This is a genomic window from Pseudomonas yamanorum (assembly GCF_900105735.1).
GTDB classification, from domain to species: domain Bacteria; phylum Pseudomonadota; class Gammaproteobacteria; order Pseudomonadales; family Pseudomonadaceae; genus Aquipseudomonas; species Aquipseudomonas yamanorum.
In genome coordinates, this window is sequence record NZ_LT629793.1 from 5908884 (window position 1) to 5931461 (window position 22578).

General features: G+C 61.7%; 15 protein-coding genes. 10 read left to right on the forward strand and 5 right to left on the reverse strand.

The window, feature by feature from the left end; genetic code table 11:
* Window positions 1-16 precede the first annotated feature (16 nt).
* The 3 genes from BLU46_RS27735 to BLU46_RS27745 all read left to right on the forward strand — a co-directional run bounded on the left by BLU46_RS27735 (window position 17) and on the right by BLU46_RS27745 (window position 2061).
* Window positions 17-481, forward strand: coding sequence for a metallophosphoesterase family protein (locus BLU46_RS27735; RefSeq protein WP_093208161.1), 465 nt, complete (start codon window positions 17-19; stop codon window positions 479-481).
* A 111-nt stretch (window positions 482-592) separates the two neighbouring features.
* Complete coding sequence (locus tag BLU46_RS27740; protein ID WP_093208163.1) at window positions 593-1270, forward strand: ABC transporter ATP-binding protein; 678 nt, start codon at window positions 593-595, stop codon at window positions 1268-1270.
* Window positions 1267-2061 (forward strand): ABC transporter permease, encoded by a 795-nt coding sequence (locus tag BLU46_RS27745; RefSeq protein WP_093208165.1) that lies wholly within the window; start codon window positions 1267-1269, stop codon window positions 2059-2061. Before BLU46_RS27740 ends, BLU46_RS27745 begins: the two co-directional genes overlap by 4 nt.
* A 721-nt stretch (window positions 2062-2782) precedes the next feature.
* Here the strand turns inward: BLU46_RS27745 and BLU46_RS27755 are convergent.
* From BLU46_RS27755 to BLU46_RS27765, 3 genes are all read right to left on the reverse strand, one after another.
* Complete coding sequence (locus BLU46_RS27755) at window positions 2783-3724, reverse strand: IS110 family RNA-guided transposase (RefSeq protein ID WP_093200084.1); 942 nt, start codon at window positions 3722-3724, stop codon at window positions 2783-2785.
* A gap of 291 nt (window positions 3725-4015) precedes the next feature.
* Window positions 4016-5062 (reverse strand): L-idonate 5-dehydrogenase, encoded by a 1047-nt coding sequence (locus BLU46_RS27760; protein WP_093208169.1) that lies wholly within the window; start codon window positions 5060-5062, stop codon window positions 4016-4018.
* Window positions 5063-5075: 13 nt separating this feature from the next.
* The gene (locus BLU46_RS27765) at window positions 5076-5849 is read right to left on the reverse strand and encodes a glucose 1-dehydrogenase (RefSeq protein WP_093208171.1); all 774 of its coding nucleotides are present in this window, start codon (window positions 5847-5849) and stop codon (window positions 5076-5078) included.
* 190 nt (window positions 5850-6039) lie between these two features.
* Between BLU46_RS27765 and BLU46_RS27770 the strand changes: the two genes are divergently transcribed.
* The 6 genes from BLU46_RS27770 to BLU46_RS27795 all read left to right on the forward strand — a co-directional run bounded on the left by BLU46_RS27770 (window position 6040) and on the right by BLU46_RS27795 (window position 12008).
* Window positions 6040-6912 carry a LysR family transcriptional regulator gene (locus BLU46_RS27770; protein WP_093208174.1) on the forward strand — a complete coding sequence of 291 codons (873 nt, stop codon included), beginning with the start codon at window positions 6040-6042 and terminating at the stop codon, window positions 6910-6912.
* A gap of 125 nt (window positions 6913-7037) precedes the next feature.
* Window positions 7038-7658 carry a glutathione S-transferase family protein gene (locus BLU46_RS27775; RefSeq protein WP_093208178.1) on the forward strand — a complete coding sequence of 207 codons (621 nt, stop codon included), beginning with the start codon at window positions 7038-7040 and terminating at the stop codon, window positions 7656-7658.
* 86 nt (window positions 7659-7744) lie between these two features.
* Window positions 7745-8665 carry a LysR family transcriptional regulator gene (locus BLU46_RS27780; protein WP_093208181.1) on the forward strand — a complete coding sequence of 307 codons (921 nt, stop codon included), beginning with the start codon at window positions 7745-7747 and terminating at the stop codon, window positions 8663-8665.
* Window positions 8665-9564, forward strand: coding sequence for a LysR family transcriptional regulator (locus BLU46_RS27785; RefSeq protein WP_093208183.1), 900 nt, complete (start codon window positions 8665-8667; stop codon window positions 9562-9564). The genes BLU46_RS27780 and BLU46_RS27785 overlap by 1 nt, the downstream gene beginning before the upstream one ends.
* A gap of 2 nt (window positions 9565-9566) precedes the next feature.
* Window positions 9567-10532: a pyridoxamine 5'-phosphate oxidase family protein gene (locus BLU46_RS27790; protein WP_093208186.1), complete on the forward strand. Its 966-nt coding sequence runs from the start codon at window positions 9567-9569 to the stop codon at window positions 10530-10532.
* Window positions 10533-10667: 135 nt separating this feature from the next.
* A complete protein-coding gene (locus BLU46_RS27795) occupies window positions 10668-12008 on the forward strand; it encodes a PQQ-dependent sugar dehydrogenase (RefSeq protein ID WP_093208189.1) in 1341 nt (446 codons plus the stop codon).
* 767 nt (window positions 12009-12775) lie between these two features.
* On the opposite strand, the gene BLU46_RS27805 is transcribed toward BLU46_RS27795, so the two are convergent.
* Together BLU46_RS27805 and BLU46_RS27810 are read right to left on the reverse strand one after the other, a co-directional pair.
* A complete protein-coding gene (locus tag BLU46_RS27805; RefSeq protein WP_172834554.1) occupies window positions 12776-14266 on the reverse strand; it encodes an efflux transporter outer membrane subunit in 1491 nt (496 codons plus the stop codon).
* Window positions 14266-15060, reverse strand: a complete 795-nt coding sequence (locus BLU46_RS27810) for a helix-turn-helix transcriptional regulator (RefSeq protein ID WP_063028797.1) — start codon at window positions 15058-15060, stop codon at window positions 14266-14268. The genes BLU46_RS27805 and BLU46_RS27810 overlap by 1 nt, the downstream gene beginning before the upstream one ends.
* A gap of 487 nt (window positions 15061-15547) precedes the next feature.
* On the opposite strand from BLU46_RS27810, the gene BLU46_RS27815 reads away from it, so the two are divergent.
* The gene (locus BLU46_RS27815; protein WP_093208195.1) at window positions 15548-21829 is read left to right on the forward strand and encodes a non-ribosomal peptide synthetase; all 6282 of its coding nucleotides are present in this window, start codon (window positions 15548-15550) and stop codon (window positions 21827-21829) included.
* The last annotated feature ends 749 nt before the right edge of the window (window positions 21830-22578 follow it).

Genomic DNA, 22578 nt, shown 5'->3' on the forward strand with positions numbered 1-22578 from the left:
TGCACAGGAGACTTTCATGAAAGTTGGTGTGATTTCCGATACCCACGGCTTGCTCCGCGCCGAGGCCCTGGCGGCCCTGGAAGGCTGCGAGCAGATTGTTCACGCCGGGGATATTGGCAGCCCGGAAATTCTTGAGTTGCTTGCCTCGATCGCGCCGTTGCATGTGGTGCGGGGCAATAACGACTTGGACGCGGCCTGGGCAGAGCACCTGGCTGACCGTCTGGATTTCGAGCTGAATGGCTGGCGGGCGCTGCTGGTGCATGACATCGCCGATGTGCCGAAGGCGCTGGATCCGGGCATCCGGCTGGTGATTACCGGACACTCTCACAAGCCACTGATTGAGTGGCGCGGCGACCGGCTGTTTCTCAACCCCGGCAGTGCAGGGCGGCGCCGCTTCAAATTGCCGGTGACCCTGGCGCTGCTTGAGGTGCAGGAGAAATCCCTCAAGCCGCGGCTGGTGTCGCTTGAGCCCAAGCGCTGAAGCATTTGTGGCGAGGTGGCTTGTTGTGGCGAGGGAGCTTGCTCCCTCGCCACGGGGGACGTGCCCTGTCTTACCATTGCGTCTAAATCAGGAACAGGGATCATCAAGTCCATGAGCGTATTAGTAGAAACCCGGGCGCTCACGCGTATGGACGAGCGCCGTCAGCTTCAACTGCTGCACCCTACGGATTTCCAGTTGCACCGCGCCGACCGTATCTCCATCACCGGCTCATCCGGCTCCGGCAAAAGCGTATTCCTGCGGGCACTTGCCTTGCTCGACGCGCCCAGTTCAGGGGAAATCCTCTGGCACGGCCAACCCATCGCCAACGCGCAAATCCCCCAGTACCGCAGCCATATCAGCTATCTCGCCCAACGCCCGGCGCTGATCGAGGGCACCGTGGAAGACAACCTGCGTTTCCCCTACAGCCTCAAGGCCTTGCACCACCTCAGTTTCGATGCGGAGGCCGTCAAGGCACTGCTGGCCCACGCGGGGAAAGAATCGGGCTTCCTGGCAAAAAACGCCGGGGACTTGTCCGGCGGTGAGTCCCAGGTGGTTTCGCTGATCCGTACCCTGCAACTCAATCCCGATGTGTTGCTGCTGGACGAACCCACCGCCGCTCTCGACCCGGCGTCATCCCGGGAAGTCGAGGCGCTGATCAACGCCTGGGTCGAAGCGGATCACGACCACGCCTATATCTGGGTGTCCCACGACCTTGAGCAGGCACAACGCATGAGCACCACCCGCCTGCATATGGACGCCGGCGTGCTGACGAGGGCCGTGCAGCCATGAATTATCACGACCTCACGGCACTGGACATGGCCATCGCCGCCTCGCTGATCCTGGTCAACGGCGCGCTGTCACTGCTGTTGCGCCTGGGCCTGGAGCGCCAGCTGTTCTGGGCCGCCGTGCGCACGGTGGTGCAGTTGCTGGCGATTGGTTACCTGCTGGGCTGGGTGTTCGAGTTCGCCTACTGGTACGTGGTGTTGCCGCTGATGTGCCTGATGACCCTGATCGCCGGGCTCTCGGCTGCCGGGCGTGGCAAGCGCACCTATGCCGGCCAGCGGGCTGACAGCATTGTGTCGGTGTGGGGCAGTTCGTGGTTGGTGACGGCTGTCGGCCTGTTCGCGATCATCCGGATTCACCCGTGGTACGAGCCGCAGTATGCGATTCCGATCCTCGGGATGATTCTTGGTAATACCCTCACTGGTGTGTCCCTGGGGATTGAGCGCATGACCCAGGAACTGACCTCGGGGCGCAACACCATCGAGATGGTCCTGGCCCTCGGCGGTTCACGCTGGGAGGCGGCGCAGGATGCGATTCGCCAGGCGGTCAGGGCGGGGATGATCCCGACGCTGAACCAGATGACGGTGGTGGGGATAGTCAGCCTGCCGGGGATGATGACTGGTCAGGTGCTGGCGGGAGAAAGCCCGGTGGACGCGGTGCGTTATCAGATCGTGATTATGTTTTTGATCGCTGCGGCGTCGGCGCTGGGCACGGTAGGTGCGGTGTTGCTTACCTACCGGCGGTTGTTTTCTCCGGGGCATCGGTTTTTGCGCTACCGGCTTGAAGAGCGGGTGTGACCCTGAGGGGGTAGGTTTTCTTGGGAGGCTCTATTGTGTACATATCCGTTTCTTCGGTCACGGCGGCTTATGGTTCCGCTCTTACAGCGGCTCACTTTGGAAAAGCCCCAAAGTAAGCAAAGGGCTCTGCCCCGCCTGTCGGCGCCTCGCTAGGGCTCGGCGTTCCCTCACTCCGGCATTGCTCCGCGGGCCGCCGCGACGGGCCATCCATGGCCCGGCGCGGCTAAACCGGCGTCCTGCCGGTTTACCCGCTCCGCAATACCTGCGTTCGGCCTCGGGCTTATTGGGGCAGTCAGATCAAGATCAAAAGCAAGAGCACAGCGGCCTACCGGCCGGCTTGAGTGTTAAAAGCAAAGGCGAGATCCAGAGCGAAAGCCAAATCTGAAGCTGATGCAACTCTGCTTTTCTGTGGGAGCTGGCTTGCCTGCGATGCAGACAACTCGGTTTTTCAGATACACCGAGGTGATGCCATCGCAGGCAAGCCAGCTCCCACATTTGACCGTGCCCGCTTTTGATTTGGCTTTTGCTTTTGCTCTTCAACACTCAAGCCGGCCGGTAGGCTGCTGTGCCCTTGCTTTTGATCTTGATCTTGATCTTAGGCGCCCCGTTAAACCACGCTGGCCGAACGCAGGCTTTGGACCGTGGGCCGCCGTCCTGGGCCAGGGATGGCCCATGACGGCGGCCCACGGTCCAAAGCCGGAGTGAGCAACCGTGTCGAATCTCAAGCCATTTCAGCGAAATGTTTTTGATCTCGGACCATCGCATTCAGGATCGTCAGCAGCTTTCTCATGCATGCAACCAGCGCCACTTTCTTCGTCTTCCCTGCAGCAAGCAGACGGTTGTAGAACCTCTCGATCACCGGGTTATGGCTCTTCGAGGACAAGACAGCCATGTAAAGCACACTTCGCACCTCAGCTCGACCACCCCATATCCGTCTACGTCCTTTGTACAGGCCGCTATCGCAGTTAAAAGGGGCCACACCAACCAATGCAGCCACTTGTTTGCGATTCACTTTGCCTAGCTCAGGAACCATCGCCAGCAGCGAAAGTGCGAGCACATTGCCAACACCTGAGACCTCGCGCAGCAAATCATAATTGGCCTTCCAGGCCGGCGAAGCTTTGATCGCTTCGTGCAAGTCATCGTCTGTACTTTTAAGACGCTTTTGAAGCCAGACGATATGTGCCTTGATATCCCGTCGAAGCGCCTTGAATACCGCCTGTTTCAGTCGAGACTCCTCCGCCACGATCATATCGATAAGCTGACGGCGTCTAGTCAGTAGATCTGCCAGTTCACGAGCGTGTTCATCTGGCATCTCCCGAATTTCGGGTTTGACCGCCTGAGCAAACTCCGCAATCACCTGGGCATCCAGAGCGTCGGTTTTAGCCAGCCGTCCGGTAGCCTTAGCGAAATCACGGACCTGACGGGGATTGACAACAACGACTGGTAATCCAGCAGCGCAAAGCTCGGCAGCGGCAAGCCGCTCATATCCGCCAGTTGCTTCCAGCACCACTAAAGCGGGCATCTGAGCCTTGAGATGCTTAGCTAAACGCTGGATATCTTCTGGAGTATTGAAAAACTGCTCGACTTGGCCAGTAGTGCTGACGAATGAGTCGAGCTTGTTTTTGGAAACATCAATTCCGACGAACGCAGAGTCATGGTCCATGGCGTTTTCCTCACGTCCAACCTTGCAGAATCGGGCTTTACGCCCAGGCAACCGTTCGGACTAGTTTAGAAAAGAACCTGCTTCGACCCATGCTCACTCACGATCTTGAAATCTGAGGGCACCACGGTCTGAAGCAGGTGAAAATAATCTTACAAGGGCACACCGAGCCTAAGCGAGGTGCCGAGTGGTGGGGCAAGAGCGTTTTGCTTACTTTTGCGCTGTTCAAAAGTGAGCCGCTGTAAGAGCGGAACCATAGGCGGCCGTTACCCAAATAACGGATATACACCCGGTTCAATCACCCACACCGAAATCCAGCATCACCTTCATCGCCCGGCTCTTGTCCGCCGCCAGTTCAAACGCCTTCACCGCCTCGCTGAACGGCACGGTGTGGGAGATCACCGGGCGCACATCAATCACCTGGCGATTCAGCAAATCCACCGCCTGGGCGAACTCCGAATGGAATCGGAAGGTGCCTCGCAGGTCGATTTCACGGCTTACCAAAAGGTTAAGCGGCAGCGAGACTTCGCCACCCAGGCCGACGGTCACCAGTACGCTGCGCGGGGCCATGCACTCCAGGCCGTTGCGCAGGGCCTGAGCGCTGCCGGAGACTTCGAACATCACCTCGAAGTAGCCTTTTTCGGCGGTGTAGGGCCTCAACGCGTCGGCGTCTTCCGCCAGATTATGGGTACGGCTGGCGCCCATTTTCTCGGCGCAGGCCAACGGCCCGGCGGCCAGGTCCACGGCGACAATTTCCCCCGCACCGGCGGCCCGCAGGCTGCCGATCAACAGGTTGCCGATAGGGCCGCAGCCGGTCACCAGCACTCGCTTGCCGAAGATCGCCCCGGCGCGCTGGATCGCATGCAAACCCACAGACAAGGGTTCGGCCATCGCACCTTCGGCGAGGCTGACATGATCGGCCAGCAGGTGCGCCTGGTGCGTTTCGATCACCAGGGACTGTTGAAACGCGCCTTGCACGTGGGGGAAGGGCATCGCACTGCCGTAGAAGCGCATGTTCAGGCAATGGTTCGGCAGCCCTTGATGGCAATAACGGCAACCCCCGCAAGGCCGCGACGGCGAGACCGACAAGCGTTGGCCGACTTTGAACGGGCCACCCTCGCTGCCCACGGCATCGATCACCGCCGACACTTCATGGCCCAGCACCATCGGCTCGCGCAGGCGTACGGTGCCGAAGCCGCCGTGCTGGTAGTAATGCAGGTCCGAGCCGCAAATTCCGCCCCGGGCAATGCGCACCCTCAGCTGGTCGGGGCCGAGGGTGTGAGGTTCGGTTTGCGGTTCTACCCGCAGGTCCTTCGAGGCATGGCAGACAATCGCGTGCATGAAATTCTCCGGGTTACAACGAGGCGGTGATGCCACCGTCCACGTACAGGATATGACCGTTGACGAAACTCGCCGCATCGCTGGCAAGGAACACCGCAGCGCCCGCCAGTTCGGCGACGTCACCCCAGCGCCGGCTCGGCGTGCGTTGCACCAGCCAGTCACTGAACTCGGGGTTGGCCACCAGGTTGGCGTTCAGTTCGGTCTTGAAGTAGCCGGGACCGATGCCATTGACCGTCAGGCCGTGTGGGCCCCAATCAATGGCCATGCCTTTGGTGAGCATCTTCAGCGCGCCTTTGCTGGCGGCATACGGCGCAATACCCGGGCGGCCCAGTTCGCTCTGTACCGAGCAGATATTGATGATGCGCCCACGCTTGCGCGGGATCATCGCCCGGGCCACGGCTTGGCCGACAAGGAAGGCGCTGTCGAGGTTGGTGCTCATCAACTCGCGCCAGTGGGTTTCGCTGTAATCCTCAAGTGGGCCGCGCCGCTGCATGCCGGCGTTGTTCACGAGGATGTCCAGCGGGCCCAGGCGCTCTTCGATATCTGCCACGGCGGCCAACACCGCTGCGCCATCGGTGACGTCGAACCCCTGGGTATGGACTTCCAGGCCTTCCGCCGCCAGCAACGCGGCACTGTCACGCAAGGTGCTGCGATTACGCCCGTTGAGCACCACCCGCGCGCCGGCCTGGGCCAGGCCACGGGCGATAGCCAGACCGATACCGGCGCTGGAACCGGTAATCAAGGCCAGGCGGCCATCCAGGCGGAAGTTGTCTAAAACGCTTTGCATGGAGAGATTTCCCGAGGCTGAAACAGGTGATCAACACTAACAATCCGAGTGCGAGGTGCCGTCCTTATTGTTATAGGCCAAACCCTGTCATATCGTGCATGACGGACCTAACTTCACCGCAGCCCGGGTTCAGCGTCCAATTTTCATTTGTGATCCAGTGATCAAAAACGGTGATAACCGGAGCCTCATGATGGAACTCAAACACCTGCGCGCCTTTGTCGTGCTAGCCCAGGAACTGCATTTCGGCCGGGCGGCGGCGCAGCTGTCGATCGTGCAACCGGCGCTGAGCATGCAGATCAAACTGCTCGAAAGCGGCCTGGGCGTGCGCCTGCTCGACCGCAACCGGCACTCGGTGACGCTGACCGAAGCCGGGCGCGTGTTTCTCCCCGAGGCCCAGGCCACCCTGCACCAGGCCACTCGCGCCGCCGATGCCGCCCGTGCTTCAAACCGTGGGGAAATCGGCCGGGTGCGCCTGGGATTTGTCTCGTCAGTCTTGCCTGAATTGCTGCCGGGATTGATTCGCGCGATGCATCAGCGCTACCCGCGAATTGAACTGGAACTTAAGGACATGCCCGGCCCGGATCAGGCGACGGCGCTGAAAAACGGTCAGTTGGATTTCGGCCTGATGCGTTTGCCGGCGGCCTATCCCGGCGTGCAGACCCGCGCGGTGTTGCAGGAAAGCTTTGTGGTTGCCTTGCCCATTGATCATCCGTTGGCGGCTCAGACAGCCATTCAGCCGGCCGACTTGCTTAAGGTCCCGGTGTTCATCCTGGCCCGACGGTATGCCCCAGGGTTCTACGACGAGTTCGTCCAGGCCGTGGGCGCGCCCCTGGAGATCGCCTCTGAACTCGGAGAGTTCACCACCATGCTGGCGCTGGTCTCGGCCGGGTTGGGTGTGGGGGTGTTGCCGCAGCAGGCGGCTCGGGCGTTGCCGGCCAATTGTGTATCCAGGCACTTGGAGTTGGGGGCGTTCCGGGCCAGGACCGGCCTGGCCTGGACCGAACTCGACAGCGCAGTGAAAGCCACCGTGTTCAACCTGATCGACGAGTTGTTTGGCGAGTGATTATTTCATCTTGTGAAATGCTGGATTGTAAAAACTGGCTATTCTGCTGCGTGCCGTAGCGGTGGAAGATAAGTGCCATCGACACGATCACCGGGTCGAGTCCCTGGCACATCGCGGAGCCTGTCATGATCAAACTGTACCGTTACCCCTTGTCTGGCCATTCCCACCGGGTCGAGTTGATGCTGTCGCTGCTGGGCGTACCCGCCGAGCTGGTACTGGTGGACCTGAAGCAAGGCGCCCACAAAACCTCCGAGTTCCTGACCACCCTCAACAGCTTCGGCCAGGTGCCGGTGATCGATGACAACGGTGTGGTGCTGGCGGACTCCAATGCAATCCTGGTGTACCTCGCCGGCCAATATGGCAACACCCAGTGGCTGCCGACCGAGCCTTTGGCCCAGGCCCGTGTACAGCGTTGGCTCTCGGCAGCGGCGGGGCCGCTGCACACCGGTCCGGCTGCGGCTCGATTGATCACCGTGTTCGGTGCCGCACTGGATGCCGAGGCGACCATCAGCCGTTCCCATGGGTTCCTCAGCGTGGTGGAGCAACAGTTGGGGCAGAGCCGTTTTCTCTCCGGTGACCTGCCGACGATTGCCGATATCGCGCACTACACCTACATCGCCCATGCCCCGGAAGGTAACGTCTCGTTGAGCGACTATCCGCAGGTTCGCGCCTGGCTGGGCAGTATCGAGGCGCTGCCGGGTTTTGTCGGTATGCAACGCACCGCCGTGGGCCTGGCGAAGGCTTGAAGATTTTGTGGCGAGGGAGCTTGCTCCCTCGCCACAACCGCTCCCAAGCCACTGGTTTGGTGGACTACATTCGATTAAGGGGGCTCATGGACCGTTTCCAGGAAATGCAGATTTTCCTCGCCGTCGCCGAAGAACAGGGCTTTGCCGCGGCGGCCCGGCGCCTGAAAATCTCGCCCCCCAGCGTGACCCGTGCGATTGCTGCGATGGAGGCGCGTATCGGCACGCAGTTGCTCTCGCGCACCACCCGCAGCCTGCACCTGAGCGAGGCTGGCCAGCGTTATCTGGATGATTGCCGGCGCATTCTCGCGGAGCTGGTTGAGGCCGAAGAAGCAGCAGCCGGTAGCTTCTCGATCCCATGGGGGCACTTGACGGTCACCGCGCCTGTGTTGTTCGGCGAATTGTTCGTCGCGCCGATCCTGGGGGAGTACCTGGACCAATTTGCCCAGGTCAGCATCAACGCCTTGCTGGTGGACCGTGTGGTCAATATGACCGACGAAGGCGTCGACGTGGCCGTGCGCATCGGGCATTTGCAGGAAAACGGCCAGCAGGCGATCAAGGTCGGTGAAGTGCGCCGCGTGGTATGCGCCGCGCCGGCTTACCTTGAGCGGCACGGCCGGCCACTGCACCCCGGGCAACTGCGGGAGGCGAAGATTGTCACCTCGTCCTCCAGCCAGTTGGTCAGCGAATGGCAGTTCATGGAAGGCGGCCAGCCATTGAACGTGCCCGTTGAGCCACGTCTGGTGGTCACGGCCAACAACGCCGCCATCAACCTGGCGCGCCTGGGCTGGGGCGTCACGCGGGTGTTGTCTTATCAGGTGGCCAGCGATGTGCGTGCAGGCGCGCTGGAAATCATCCTGCAAGACTTCGAGCCGCCTGCGTTGCCGATCCATGTGGTGTTCCAGAACAGCGCCCGGGTACCGGCGAAGGTCAACACGTTCGTGGATTTTTTGGTCAGCCGGCTGGGGCAAGATGCTGCGCTCAACCCGTCGATGCAGCGGCCGGCCTGATGGACCGCTATCGCGACATGCAGATTTTCCAGACGCTGTCCCGGCAGCCGAGCCTGGCTGCGGCTGCCCGCTGCCTGGGCATCTCGGGGCCCACTGTGATCCGCGCGATTGACCGGCTGGAGACTCGCTTGCGCGTGCAGTTACTGGAGCGCAACACCCGGGGCATTCGCCTCACCGAAGCCGGGGCGAGGTTTTTGGCGGACTGTTCACGCATCTTTGATGGCGTGAGCGCCGCCGAAGCATCTGCCCAGGGCGCGCATGCGCAGGCCGAGGGGAATCTGCGGGTGTTTTTTCCGTTTCTGTTCAGCCGGTATGTGATGGCGCCGCTGTTGGCCGACTACCTGGAGCGCTATCCCGGCGTCCGGATGTTTGCCCATTACCACGATCATTATCCGAACCTGAATGAAGACGGCCTGGACGTGGCGGTCCTGGTGGGAGAACTGCCCGGGTCATCCCTGATTGCGCGGCCTGTGGGCCATGTGCGCAACATCGTGTGCGCCAGCCCTGGCTACCTGGAAACCCATGGCGAGCCACTGCAACCCGAGGCGCTCAAGCGACATCGACTGGTCGCCAGCCAGGCCTATTCGGACGGGGTGCAATGGGATTTCCTGGCCTCCAGCATCAAGGCCCGGGCGCGCCTCGGTTGCACCACCGTGCAGGGCGCGATCAATGCGGCAGTGCAGGGCGCAGGGTTGATCCGGTGCCTGAGTTACCCGGTCCACGAGCACTTGGCAAACGGCGAACTGCGCCGGGTATTGCAGGCCCATGAACCGCCGCCGCTGCCGGTGCATGTGGTCTACCGCGAGGGGCGCAACGCTTCGATGCGGGTGCGCAGTTTTGTTGATTTCACGGTGGCGGCTTTGCGTGAACATCCGGCGTTTCATCCACTGAGGGCTTGATCATGAACCACCAAGACGCGTCCCCCGTCTCGCCATGGCATGCCGGCGAGCGGCAATTGCAGCAAAGTGCCGGCGTGGCTGAGCGCATGGAGGTGATCGGCGCGAAGGTCATACGGGATCATTTGCCGGAGCAGCATCGGGCGTTTTATGAGTTGTTGCCCTATCTGGTGGTGGGCGCCGTGGATGATCAGGGGCTTCCGTGGGCCACGCTGCTGGAGGGGGCGCCGGGCTTTGTGTATTCGCCTGACCCCTACAGCTTGCGTATCGACAGCCTGCCTGCGGTGGATGATCCCGCCGGGGCGGGTTTGAAAAAAGGCGCGGCGGTGGGGCTGTTGGGCATTGATCTGAATACGCGGCGGCGCAACCGTATGAATGGGGTTGTGGGTACGGCTGGCGCTGATGGTTTTGCGGTGGATGTGGTGCACACCTTTGGCAATTGTCCGAAGTACATCCAGTTGCGTGCAGTGGACCCGGATGCTCGGGGGCAGCGTTCTGCTGAAGGCGCGGTGCAGCGCGCCAACTCGCTCGATGAGTCTGCCCGGACGCTGATTCGTAGCGCGGATACGTTCTTCGTCGCCAGTTATGTGGACCTGGAGGGGGATGTGGCCAAGCGTTCGGTGGACGTTTCGCACCGGGGTGGCGACCGTGGGTTTGTGCGGGTGGACGGTGATGTACTGACGATTCCCGACTTTACCGGCAACTCGTTTTTCAACACCTTGGGCAATTTGCAGCTCAACCCGGTGGCGGGATTGTTGTTTGTGGATTTTGCTACGGGTGATGTGTTGCAGGTTGTCGGGCGGGCCGAGGTGATTCTTGAAGGGCCCGAGGTGGCGGGGTTCCAGGGCGCCGAGCGGTTATGGCGGGTGACGGTGGAGCATGTGGTTCGGCGGGAGGCGGCGCTGGCGTTGCGTTGGCAGTTCGAAGCGTTTTCTCCCTACAGCCTGTCATTGGGGCCATGGAGGGTCTGAGGGACGCTGTCGAACACACTCGTGCGACTGAGTTAAAACTCAATTGCGCGGGAGGCGGTGTTTGGTGCCGGGGAATGACGCAATACTCCGTCGGGATTTTGCCTGCCCAATGATGGGCTGTCCCGAGGTTTTCCAATGAATGCACCAAGCCGCCTTGCGCTGCTGATCACCGCCACTGCTGCCCTGAGCGCCTGTGGTGAATCCTCCAAATTGCCGTTTCAGGCCGGTGTTGGGCCGAGCCCGCAACTGCCCGAACCTACGGCCTCGCTGATCCCGACACTCAAGGTGTCCAAGGCTGTCGGTTGGCCAGGCGACGCCCAACCGACGGCTCCGGAAGGGTTTGCGGTGACGGCGTTGGCCGAGAACCTTGACCATCCACGTTGGGTGTACACCTTGCCCAATGGCGACGTATTGGTCGCCGAGAGTAACCATCCGCCCATGCCTGAAGGCGCCACGGATGGCGGCACCGGCTTGCTTGCCTGGGCGCGTCGTACGGCGATGGGGTTTGTGATGGGGCGGGTGGGTGCCGATACGCCGAGCGCGGACCGTATTACCCTGCTGCGGGACGCTGATGGTGATGGGCATGCCGAGGTGAAGAGCGTGTTTCTGACTGGGCTGACGTCGCCGTTTGGCATGGCGTTGGTGGGGGATGCGTTGTATATCGGCAATGCCGATGCGGTGGTCAAGGTGCCTTATGTTCCGGGCCAGACTCACATCGATGCCACGCCGGTGAAGGTCACCGATCTGCCGGCCGGGATCAATCATCACTGGACCAAGAACGTTCTGGCCAATCCTGAGGGCACCAAGCTTTACGTGACGGTCGGGTCCAACAGCAATGTGGGTGAGAACGGGCTTGCAGCCGAGGACGGGCGTGCGGCGATCTGGGAGTTGGATCTTGCCAGTGGGCAGAAGCGTCTGTTCGCCAGTGGGTTGCGCAATCCCAATGGGCTGGCGTGGAAGCCTGGGTCCTCGCAACTGTGGACGGTGGTTAATGAGCGCGATGAGATTGGCAGTGACCTGGTGCCGGATTACCTGACTTCGGTGCGGGAGGGTGCTTTTTACGGTTGGCCGTGGAGTTATTACGGGGCTCATGTTGATACGCGGGTGCAGCCGTTGCGTCCGGACAAGGTTGCCCAAGCTATTGCGCCAGACTACGCGCTGGGGACTCACGTGGCGCCGTTGGGGTTGACCTTTTCTGATGCGCGGGGGATGCCGGCGGGATTCGCCGATGGGGTGTTTGTGGGGGAGCATGGGTCCTGGAATCGTAATCCGCAGGCGGGGTACAAGGTGGTGTTTGTTCCGTTCCGGGATGGTAAGCCTTCGGGTCAGCCTGTTGACTTTCTGACTGGTTTTTTGAACGGCGATGGGGAGGCTCAGGGTAGGCCGGTGGGTGTGACGCTGGACGGGCAGGGGGCGTTGCTGGTGGCGGATGATGTGGGGAACAAGGTGTGGCGCGTGGCGTGGGTGAGGCCTTAAGGGGGTTGCTGATGTTGGGGGCATATCCGTTATTTGGGTGATGGCTTGTATTGGTTCCGCTCTTACAGCGGCTCACTTTTGAAAAGCGCAAAAGTAAGCAAAACGCTCTTGCCCCACCACTCGGCACCTCGCCCAGGCTCGGTGTGCCCTCACTCCGGCTTTGGACCGTGGGCCGCCGCGATGGGCCATCCTTGGCCCAGCGCGGCTAACCCGGCGTCCTGCCGGGTTACCCACGCTCCAAAGCCTGCGTTCGGCCAGCGTGGTTTAACGGGGCGCCTAAGATCAAGATCAAAAGCAGATCAAAGGCACAGCGGCCTCCCGGCCGGCTTGAGTGTTTAGAAGCAAAATCAAAAGCTAAAGCGGGCACGGTTCAAATGTGGGAGCTGGCTTGCCTGCGATGGCATCACCTCGGTGTGTCTGATGCACCGAGGTGTCTGCATCGCAGGCAAGCCAGCTCCCACAGAAAAGCAGAGCTGCATCAGCTTCAGATTTGGCTTTCGCTCTGGATCTTGCCTTTGCTTTTAACACTCAAGCCGGCCGGTAGGCCGCTGTGCTCTGGCTTTTGATCTGCTTTTGATTTTGATCTGCGGGCCCCGTCAACCACGATGGCCGCAAGTAGGCACGGTGGAGCGGGTAAATCGGCAAGGATGCCGATTTAGCCGCGCTGGGCCAGGGATGGCCCATCGCGGCGACCCGCGGAGGCGTGCCGGAGTGCGGGCATGCCGAGCCTAGGCGAGGCACCGAGTGGTGGGGCAAAGACCTTTTGGTTACTTTTGGGGCGTTTGCCAAAAGTGACCCGCTGTAAGAGCGGAACCATAGGCGGCCGTTACCGAAGAAACGGATATGCCCCCGACCCCAACCCCAACCCCCGCGGAACCCAAATCCCACCCCCCACCCAACGCCGTATACAAATTCACCTCCGCCACCAACTGCGCCAACCGATCCACAATCAACGCCTGCTGTGAACTGAACAACGACCGCTGCGCATCCAGGAACACCAGATTACTGTCCACCCCACTGCGATACCGGTGCTGCGCCAAGTCGTAATACTTCTGGTTGGCCCGCACAAAATCCCGCTGCGCCGCCAGTTGCTCGTTATACGTCTGGCGCGCCGCCAGCCCATTCGAGACCTCCTGAAACGCCGTCTGAATCGACTTCTCATACTGCGCGACAAAGATGTTCTTCTGAATCTTCGCGTAATCCAGACTCGCCCTCAGACTCCCCGCATTAAAGATCGGCAGATTGATCTGCGGCTGAAACGCCCAACTCCCCGACCCCCCCTGGAACAATCCCGACAGATCCTTGCTGGAGGTCCCCGCATTGGCCGTCAGCGTAACCGAAGGAAAAAACGCCGCCCGCGCCGCGCCAATATTGGCGTTGGCCGCCTGAAGCTGATACTCGGCCTGGACAATATCCGGCCGCCGTTGCAGCAGGTCCGAGGGCAACCCGGCCGGCACGCGCGCCACCAGGTCGGCGGACAGCGGCTGTGCCGGCAGAGAATCCGGCACCGGGCCACCCACCAGCAACGCCAGGCTGTTGAGGTCCTGGGCCACCTGGCGCTGGTAGCGTGCAATGCTTGCTCGCGTACTCTCGACGCTGGTCTGGGCCTGGATCACATCAATCGACGACGCCTTGCCCGCCGTTTTGCTGCGGGAGGTCAGGCGCAGGCTGTGTTCGTCCGAAGCCAGCGTCTGCTGGGCCAGGGCCAGCAATTCCTGATCGGCGCGCCAGGTCAGGTAGGCGTTGGCCACGTTGGCCACCAGGCTCAGTTGTGCACTGCGCCGGGCTTCTTCGGTGGCCAGGTATTGCAGCATTGCCTGTTCGCTGAGGCTGCGCACGCGGCCGAAAAAATCCAGCTCATAGGCACTCACGCCCAGCGTTGCGGAGTAGGTGGAGGTGATCGCCGATTTGCCGGTGCCCGTGGCACGCCGTGGGACTTTCTGCCGGTTTTCGGCACCCGTGGCAGACACCGCCGGGAACAGGTCCGCGCGCTGGATGCGGTATTGCGCCTGGAACGCTTCGACATTCAGCGCCGCCACCCGCAGGTCACGGTTATTCACCAGTGCCTGGCCAATCAACTGCCGCATCACCGGGTCGCGGAACAACTGTTGCCAGTCAGGCCCGGCGGCCGAGGGGCCTACCTTGTCCGCGTTGTACACCGGGTATTGTGCAGGCGTTGGCGCCTCGGGGCGCTGATAGTCCGGGATCAGCGAACACCCGCCAAGCACACACGCCACGCCGAGCATCAGTTTTTTCATCACGCGCCAACCATCCATTTGGCCAGGCCATGGCGGCCACTCACGCCCAGTTTGGCCGCCGCGCGCTTGAGGTAGGTTTCGATGGAGCTGTTTTTTACGCTGAGTTTCTCGGCCATCTGCGGCACGGTTCCGCCGGTCAACAATCCCAGGCACACTTCCTGTTCCCGCGCCGATAAGGTGATGTCACTGAGTGACAGGCGTTTATAGAATTCGCGCTGCAATTGCGACTGCTCCAACAGGGTTTTAGAGGGCTCGGGCGCCACCACCGCTGCCTGTCGATTGATCTGCGCATGGCGCTCGATCAACGGCAGCAAGGTTTCCGAAAGGCTCTTGAGAAACGACAACTCCGCCAGGGAGAAGGCGCGTTGGGTGTGGGGCCGATAAAACGAAATCACGCACCGCCGATTCGCCTGGCGCGAGACCAGGTTGCACTGATGGGACGTGCCCCGGGCATGGGTGCTGTTGGCCTTGGCATTCATCTGGATCAACAGTGGGTCGTTCATGCCGAGCATTTTTTTCAGCAACGGATGGTCGTCGCGGTGATGCAGGGTGCGCGGTGGCGGCAAGTCCTGCTTCAACCCATCGCTGCCGAGTAACTTGATATCGAGCACGCAGGCCTGGTGCTCGTCGAGGGTCCATTCACTGAGGTCCACCAGGTGAACCGGTACCAGCTTGTTGACCAGTTGCAGCATGTTCGCTGCGAAGTGTTCAGTGCCTGTGCTGGAAATCAATTCCCCCAACTCGAAATAAAAATGCGGACTTTCCATATTTCGAATACTGCTGGTCAGACTCATAGCCATCTCATCCTTGATGTCGAAAACCGTCGACGGTTGCCCCCGTCCGTTTGCAGGCCTCCCGTTCTCCTTGAACCTGGGTCGGTGCTCGAGGCTTCATTTAGCCACGGGGATTTGTCCTACGTATGTAGCGGAAACGAGGGACACAACCTGCCATAAAAAACGCGCCATTATTTCGTCATTTCTGACGGACAAATAAGGTGGGGCCGCACAGGAAGGGTGTTTTAGAGTTTGTTAACTAGTTGATATAAAACGTTTTTATTGATTTATATGAAAATGCTTAGCTGTCAGGCAGCGGCCAGGGATAGCCAATTTCCTACACCCATTTAATCGATTCAGCACTGAACCATCAGCCAACCCCGGCGCGGTAGCTGGCTGTCCGGGTTTCGGGTGACATACGGTCCGCCGGGGCGATGCTTAAATCCCGTTGATTTCACCTCAATGGGGCGTTGTGCGCCTTATCGACACCTCACATGAGAAGGATCTTATGACGTTTTTCCCCCTGACCGCCGCCCAGCGGGATATCTGGCTGGACCAACTGCGCCTCGGCGACTCGCCGCTGTACAACATCGGCGGCTATGTCGACCTTACTGGCCCGATGAATCCCGCATTGATCCAGCGGGCCATTGAGCAACTGGTGGCCAAGCACGACGCGTTGCGTACGGTGTTGCAGGTGGCCGCCGATGGCTTGCCCCGGCAGGCATTTGCCGAGGCGATGGTGGTATCGGTGCCGCAGCATGACGTCTCTCGGCAGCCGGACCCCGAGGCGGCGGCCGAGGCTTTGCTGCAGGCGCAAATGGCCCGGGCCTACGCGCTGCTCGACGAGCCGTTGTTCCGCTTTTTCCTGGTCAAGCTCGATGAGCAGCATTACCGCCTCGGCACCCAGGCCCATCATCTGATTCTCGATGGCTGGGGCTTCGGCCAGATGCTGCAATCCCTCGCGGGTATCTACAGCGCCCTGGAGCAAGGCCGGCAACCGGACCTGTCGGCGCCGTCCTATGTCGACTTCATCGACAACGATGAACGCTATCGCGAGTCGGCCCGTTACGCCCGGGACCGCAGCTACTGGCTGGACAAATACCAGGCGTTGCCCGAGCCGCTGTTGACGCCCCGTTACCACGCCAAGGGCCAGGCACCGAGCAACACCTGCGTAGCACCGTTTCCGGCAACGTTGCTCAACCGCATGGCGCGGGTGGCGAACCATTACCAGGCGTCGGCGTTCCATGTGTTATTGGCCGCGATCTACCTGTACTTCAGCCGTACCGCCCAGCGTCAGGAGTGTGTGCTTGGGCTGCCGATTCTCAACCGTTCCAATGCGCGCTTTCGTTCGACCCTGGGACTGTTTACCCAGGTCAGTGCCGTGCGCTTGCAGTTCAGCGACGACCTGCCGTTCAGTGCGTTAGTGCGTGGCGTACGGGATCAGCTCAAGCAGGATTTCCGGCATCAGCGTTTCCCCCTGAGCGAGATGAATCGCGAGTTGGGTTTGCTGAGCGCCAACCGTGGCCAGCTGTTCGACCTGTCGGTGTCCTATGAACAGGACGACCATGAATTTCGCTACGGCCAGGCATCGGCCCGGGCGATCAAAGTCTCCAATCACCATGAGCCATTGCCGCTTGCGATTCACCTGCGCAGCAATCGCTACCACGACACGGCGTGCTTGCACTGCGTCTACAACGAGGCGTATTTCCAGCAGCACGAGGTGCAGGCCCTGGCCGAACGCCTGGTGTATCTGCTGGAGCAAGGTCTGGAAAGTCCGGCGCGGCCCCTGGCTGATTTCTCATTGATAACGCCTGAGGAAACCGCGCAGTTGCAACGCTGGAACGCCACCGCCCAAGCGTACCCGGCCGCGCAAACCCTGCACGGGCGCATCGAAACCCAGGCCGCGTTGGCCCCGCATGCGGTGGCTGCGGTGTACCAGGGCCAGCGACTGACTTACGCCGAGTTGAATCAACGGGCCAATGCCCTGGCGCATCAGCTGTTGGTGCTGGGGATAAAGCCTGACGACCGTGTGGCGATCGTCGCCCGGCGTGGCCTGGAGACGTTGGTGGGGTTGCTGGGGGTTCTCAAGTCCGGCGCTTGTTATGTGCCGGTGGATCCGGCCCATCCCGCCGAGCGCCTGAACTACCTGCTCGATGACAGCGCGCCGGTGGCGGTGCTGACGCAGACGGATTTGCTCGAACGCTTGCCGGAACTGACGGTGCCGGTGATCAATCTGGATCACGCCACGGCGCAGTTGGCGAGCAACCCACAAGTAGTGATGACGCCCGCCAATCTCGCCTATGTGATCTACACCTCGGGCTCCACCGGCTTGCCCAAGGGCGTGATGGTGGAACACCACACCGTCGCCAATCTGGTGGACTGGCATTGCCAGGCCTTCGACTTGCACGCGGGCAGCCATACCGCCAGCGTTGCCGGATTCGGGTTTGACGCCATGGCCTGGGAAGTGTGGCCGGCGTTGTGCGTGGGGGCGACCTTGCACCTGCCGCCGGCCCACGACGGTGCCGAAGACATCGACGCGCTGCTTGAGTGGTGGCGCACACAGCCACTGGACGTGTGCTTCCTGCCCACGCCGGTGGCCGAATACGCCTTCAGCCAGAACCTCGAACACCCCACCTTGCGCACCTTGCTGATTGGTGGCGACCGCCTGCGGCAGTTCAACATGGCGCGCAGTTTCGCGGTGATCAACAACTACGGTCCCACTGAAGCCACCGTAGTTGCCACCTCTGGCCTGGTTGAGGTCGGGCAGCCGCTGCATATCGGCAAGCCCATCGCGAACGCCACGGTCTACCTGCTGGATGAGCAGCAGCGGCCGGTACCCATCGGCATCGCGGGCGAGTTGTACGTCGGCGGTAAAGGTGTAGCGCGCGGCTATTTGAACCGTCCGGAAATGACTGCCGAGCGTTTCCTTGATGATCCCTTCAACCCGGGCCGCATGTACCGCACCGGCGACCTGGCGCGCTGGCTGCCGGACGGCAATCTCGAATACCTGGGGCGCAACGACGACCAGGTAAAAATCCGTGGCGTGCGTATCGAACTCGGCGAAATCGAATCCGCCCTGGCGGGTTATGACGGTGTCACTGAAGCGGTGGTCCTGGTGCGTGAGGGGCAGTTATTGGCCTGGTTCACCGAGCACGCGCCGGTAGCGATTGAACAGCTTCGTGCCCATCTCAGATCACGCTTGCCGGATTACATGGTGCCGCAGGCCTACGTAAAACTCGACGCGTTGCCCCTGACCGCCAACGGCAAGCTCGACCGCAAGGCCTTGCCGGCACCCGGTGCCGATGCGTTTGTCAGCCGCGTCTACGAAGCCCCCCAAGGCACCACGGAAATCACCCTGGCGCAGATCTGGGCCGACGTGTTGCACGTCGAGCAAGTAGGGCGGCATGATCACTTCTTTGAGTTGGGTGGCCATTCGTTATTGGCGGTGCAACTGGTACAGCGCATGCGTCAGGCCGGGTTGCAGGCGGATGTGCAGGTGTTGTTCGGTCAACCGACATTGGCCGCGCTGGCGGCGGCGGTCGGCCAGGGCACCGAGCTTGAGGTGCCGGCCAACCGCGTTCCTGCAGATTGCACATTGATTACCCCGGACCTGCTGGTGCTGGCGGAGCTGGACTCACCGACGATCGAGCGCATCGTCGCCGCCATCCCCGGTGGGGCCGCCAATGTGCAGGAGATCTACCCGCTGGCGCCGTTGCAGGAGGGCTTGCTCTATCACCACATTACCGACGAACGCGATCCGTACCAGCAACACGCGATGTTCAGTTTTGCTTGCCGTGAACAGCTGGATGCCTTCGCCCAGGCACTGCAACAGGTGATCGACCGCCATGACATCCTGCGCACCAGCCTGGCGTGGGATGCCATCGAGCAACCGATGCAAGTGGTGTGGCGCAAGGCGCTTCTGGACGTGGAACCGGTGGCCCTTCAGGGGGATTCAATCCTCGAACAACTGCGTGAACACCAGCGCCCACTGGACTTGCGCAAGGCGCCGCTGATGGCCCTGGATTACGCCGAAGACCCGCAGAACCGCCGTTGGGTGGGCATGTTGCGTTTCCATCACCTGGTCAACGACGCCACATCAACTCAGGTACTGATGGCGGAAATCCAGGCACATCTGCTCGGCCAGCAACAGCAACTGCCGGAGCCGGTGCCTTATCGCAATGTGGTCGCCCAGACCCGTTCACCGGAGCGTCAAGCCGCGCACGAAGCGTTCTTCCGCGAGCGGTTGGCGGATGTCGATGAGCCGACCCTGGCCTTCGGTTTACAGGAGCGCCAGGCGGATCGCCATGCGACCGAGGAGGCCGATGTGCTGCTCCCCGACGCGCTCGGCCAGTTGCTGCGTGAGCAGGCGCGCACCTTGGGTGTCAGTGCGGCGAGCCTGTTTCACTTGGCGTGGGCCCAGGTGCTGGGGCGCGTCTCGGGCCGTGACGATGTGGTCTTCGGTACGGTGCTGCTGGGACGTTTGCAGGCCGGTGAGGGCGCCGACCGTGCCCTGGGCATGTTCATCAACACCTTGCCGCTGCGGGTACGCCTGGCCGGGTCGACGGTGCGTGAGGCGATCAAGCAGACGCAGCAGCAACTCAGCGCCTTACTCGCCCATGAGCAAGCCTCGCTGGCGTTGGCCCAGCGTTGCAGCGGCGTCACGCCGTTGTTCAACAGCCTGCTGAATTACCGACATGTCTCGGCCGAGGAACTCCAGGCGCTGCAGCCCGGCATCGAATTGCTCAGCAGCGAAGACATCCTCAGCTACCCGCTGATGCTCACGGTGGACGACCTGCCCAGCGGTTTCCGGCTCAAGGCCAAGGCGCCCCGCAAGGTCGGTGCCCAGCGCCTGCTGGACTACCTCGGCACGGTGCTCGCGGGATTGGTGGAGACGCCCGAAGCGCCGCTGTTCGATGTGCAGGTGCTGCCCGCGACCGAACTGCAACAGCAACTGGTGGACTTCAACGCCAGCGAAACCGACTACCCCGCGGGCCAGACCGTCCACGCCCTGTTCGAAGCCCATGCCCGGCACATCCCCTATGCAGTGGCGGTGCAGGCCGGTGAGCACCAACTGACCTATCGCCAGCTCAACGAACGCGCCAACCGTCTGGCCTATCACCTGCGCGAGCGCGGGGTGCAGCCGGATTCGCGGGTGGCGCTGTGTGTCGAGCGCGGGTTGGACCTGGTGGTGGGCTTGTTGGCGATCCTCAAGGCAGGCGGCGCCTATGTGCCGCTGGACCCGGGCTACCCCCGCGAGCGTCTCGCCTACATGCTGCAAGACAGCGCGCCGGTGGCGTTGCTGGTACACGGCGCGACCCGCGATTTGCCGGGTGAAGTGTCGATACCGGTGATCGACTTCGACCACTGCGCCTGGCAGCACGCGCCCGAAGGCAATCCGCTGGTGCCGGGGTTGAGCGTCGGCAACCTGGCGTACGTGATGTACACCTCCGGCTCCACCGGCACGCCCAAGGGCGTGATGATCGAACATCGCGGCCTGGGTAACTTGATGCACTGGGGTTCGCAACTGTGCCCGAATGCCGAGGGTGGCGCGTTGTTGCAGCGGGCGCCGTTCAGTTTTGACGGTTCGGTGTGGGAGCTGTTCTGGCCGTTGACCAATGGCATGCGCCTGGTCCTGGCGCGTCCCGATGGGCACCGTGAACCGGCGTACCTGGCGCAGGTGATTCGTGAGCAACAGATCAGCGTGATCAAGTTTGTGCCGGCGATGTTGCAGCAGTTTCTGGAGCTGGAGGAGTCCGCTTACTGCACCAGCCTTACCGACGTCTTATGCGGCGGCGGCGAGTTGACCGAGGCCTTGGCTCGTGGGGTTCAGGCGCGGTTGCCCGGGGTGCGTTTGCACAACGTTTATGGGCCGACCGAGGCGACGGTGGACAGCAGCGCCTGGACCCTGGAGCCGGGCGCGCCGGTGCCTGCGTTGCAGTTGCCGATTGGGCGGGCGATCAGCAATACCCGGTTGTATGTGCTGGACGAGCATGACCGGCCGGTGCCGCTGGGGTGCAGTGGGCAGTTGCATATCGGTGGGGTGGGCGTGGCTCGCGGGTATCTGGGGTTGGCGCAGATGACGGCGGAGCGGTTTATCGATAGTCCGTTTGTGGCGGGGGATCGGTTGTATCGCACCGGGGATCTGGTGCGGTATTTGCCGGATGGGAATCTGGAGTTTCTGGGGCGTAATGACTTTCAGGTGAAGCTGCGTGGGGTGCGGCTGGAGCTGGGGGAGGTTGAGGCGCGGTTGGCGGCGCATCCTGCATTGCGGGAGGTAGCGGTGTTGATCCGGGATGAGCGGTTGGTGGCGTATTTCACCGTGCGTGATGCGGTGCCGGGGCTTGAGGCGTTGCGCAGTTACATGGTGGAGGGGTTGCCTGAGTACATGGTGCCTTCGGCGTTTGTGCACATGGAGGCGTGGCCGCTTAATCCGGCGGGGAAGCTGGATCGCAAGGGGTTGCCGGAGCCTGGGGTGGAGGCGGTTTTGAGTCGTGCCTATGAACCGCCTCGGGGGGAGGTGGAGACGGTGATTGCGGGGGTTTGGGCGGAGGTGTTGAAGCTGGACCGCGTAGGGCGCCAGGATCACTTTTTTGAGTTGGGGGGGCATTCGTTGTTGGCCGTGGGGGTGGTGGCGCGGATGCGTAAGGCGGGGTTGGAGGTGGATGCTCGCTCGTTGTTCAGTCAGCCGACGGTGGTGGGGTTGGCGGGGGTTGTTGGGAGGCGGGTGGAGCGGGTGGAGGTGGTGCCTGCTTTGGGGATTCCGCAGTTGGGGCGTAGACGCAGGATTTGAGTGGTGGTGTGGTGTGCATATCCGTTTCTTCGGTAACGGCGGCTTATGGTTTCGCTCTTACAGCGAGTCACTTTGGAAAAGCCCCAAAGTAACCAAAGGGCTCTGCCCCGCCTGTCGGCGCCTCGCTAGGGCTCGGCGTTCCCTCACTCCGGCATTGCTCCGCGGGCCGCCGCGACGGGCCATCCATGGCCCGGCGCGGCTAAACCGGCGTCCTGCCGGTTTACCCGCTCCGCAATACCTGCGTTCGGCCTCGGGCTTATTGGGGCAGTCAGATCAAGATCAAAAGCAAAAGCAAAAGCACAGCGGCCTCCCGGCCGGCTTGAGTGTTAAAAGCAAAGGCAAGATCCAGAGCGAAAGCCAAATCTGAAGCTGATGCAGCTCTGCTTTTCTGTGGGAGCTGGCTATGCCCGCTTTTGATTTGGCTTTTGCTCTTCAACACTCAAGCCGGCCGGTAGGCCGCTGTGCTCTTGATCTGCTTTTGATCTTGATCTTAGGCGCCCCGTTAAACCACGCTGGCCGAACGCAGGCTTTGGAGCGTGGGTAACCCGGCAGGACGCCGGGTTAGCCGTCCTGGGCCAAGGATGGCCCATGACGGCGGCCCACGGTCCAAAGCCGGAGTGAGGGCACACCGAGCCTAGGCGAGGTGCCGAGTGGTGGGGCAAGAGCGTTTTGCTTACTTTTGCGCTTTTCAAAAGTGAGCCGCTGTAAGAGCGGAACCAATACAAGCCATCACCCAAATAACGGATATG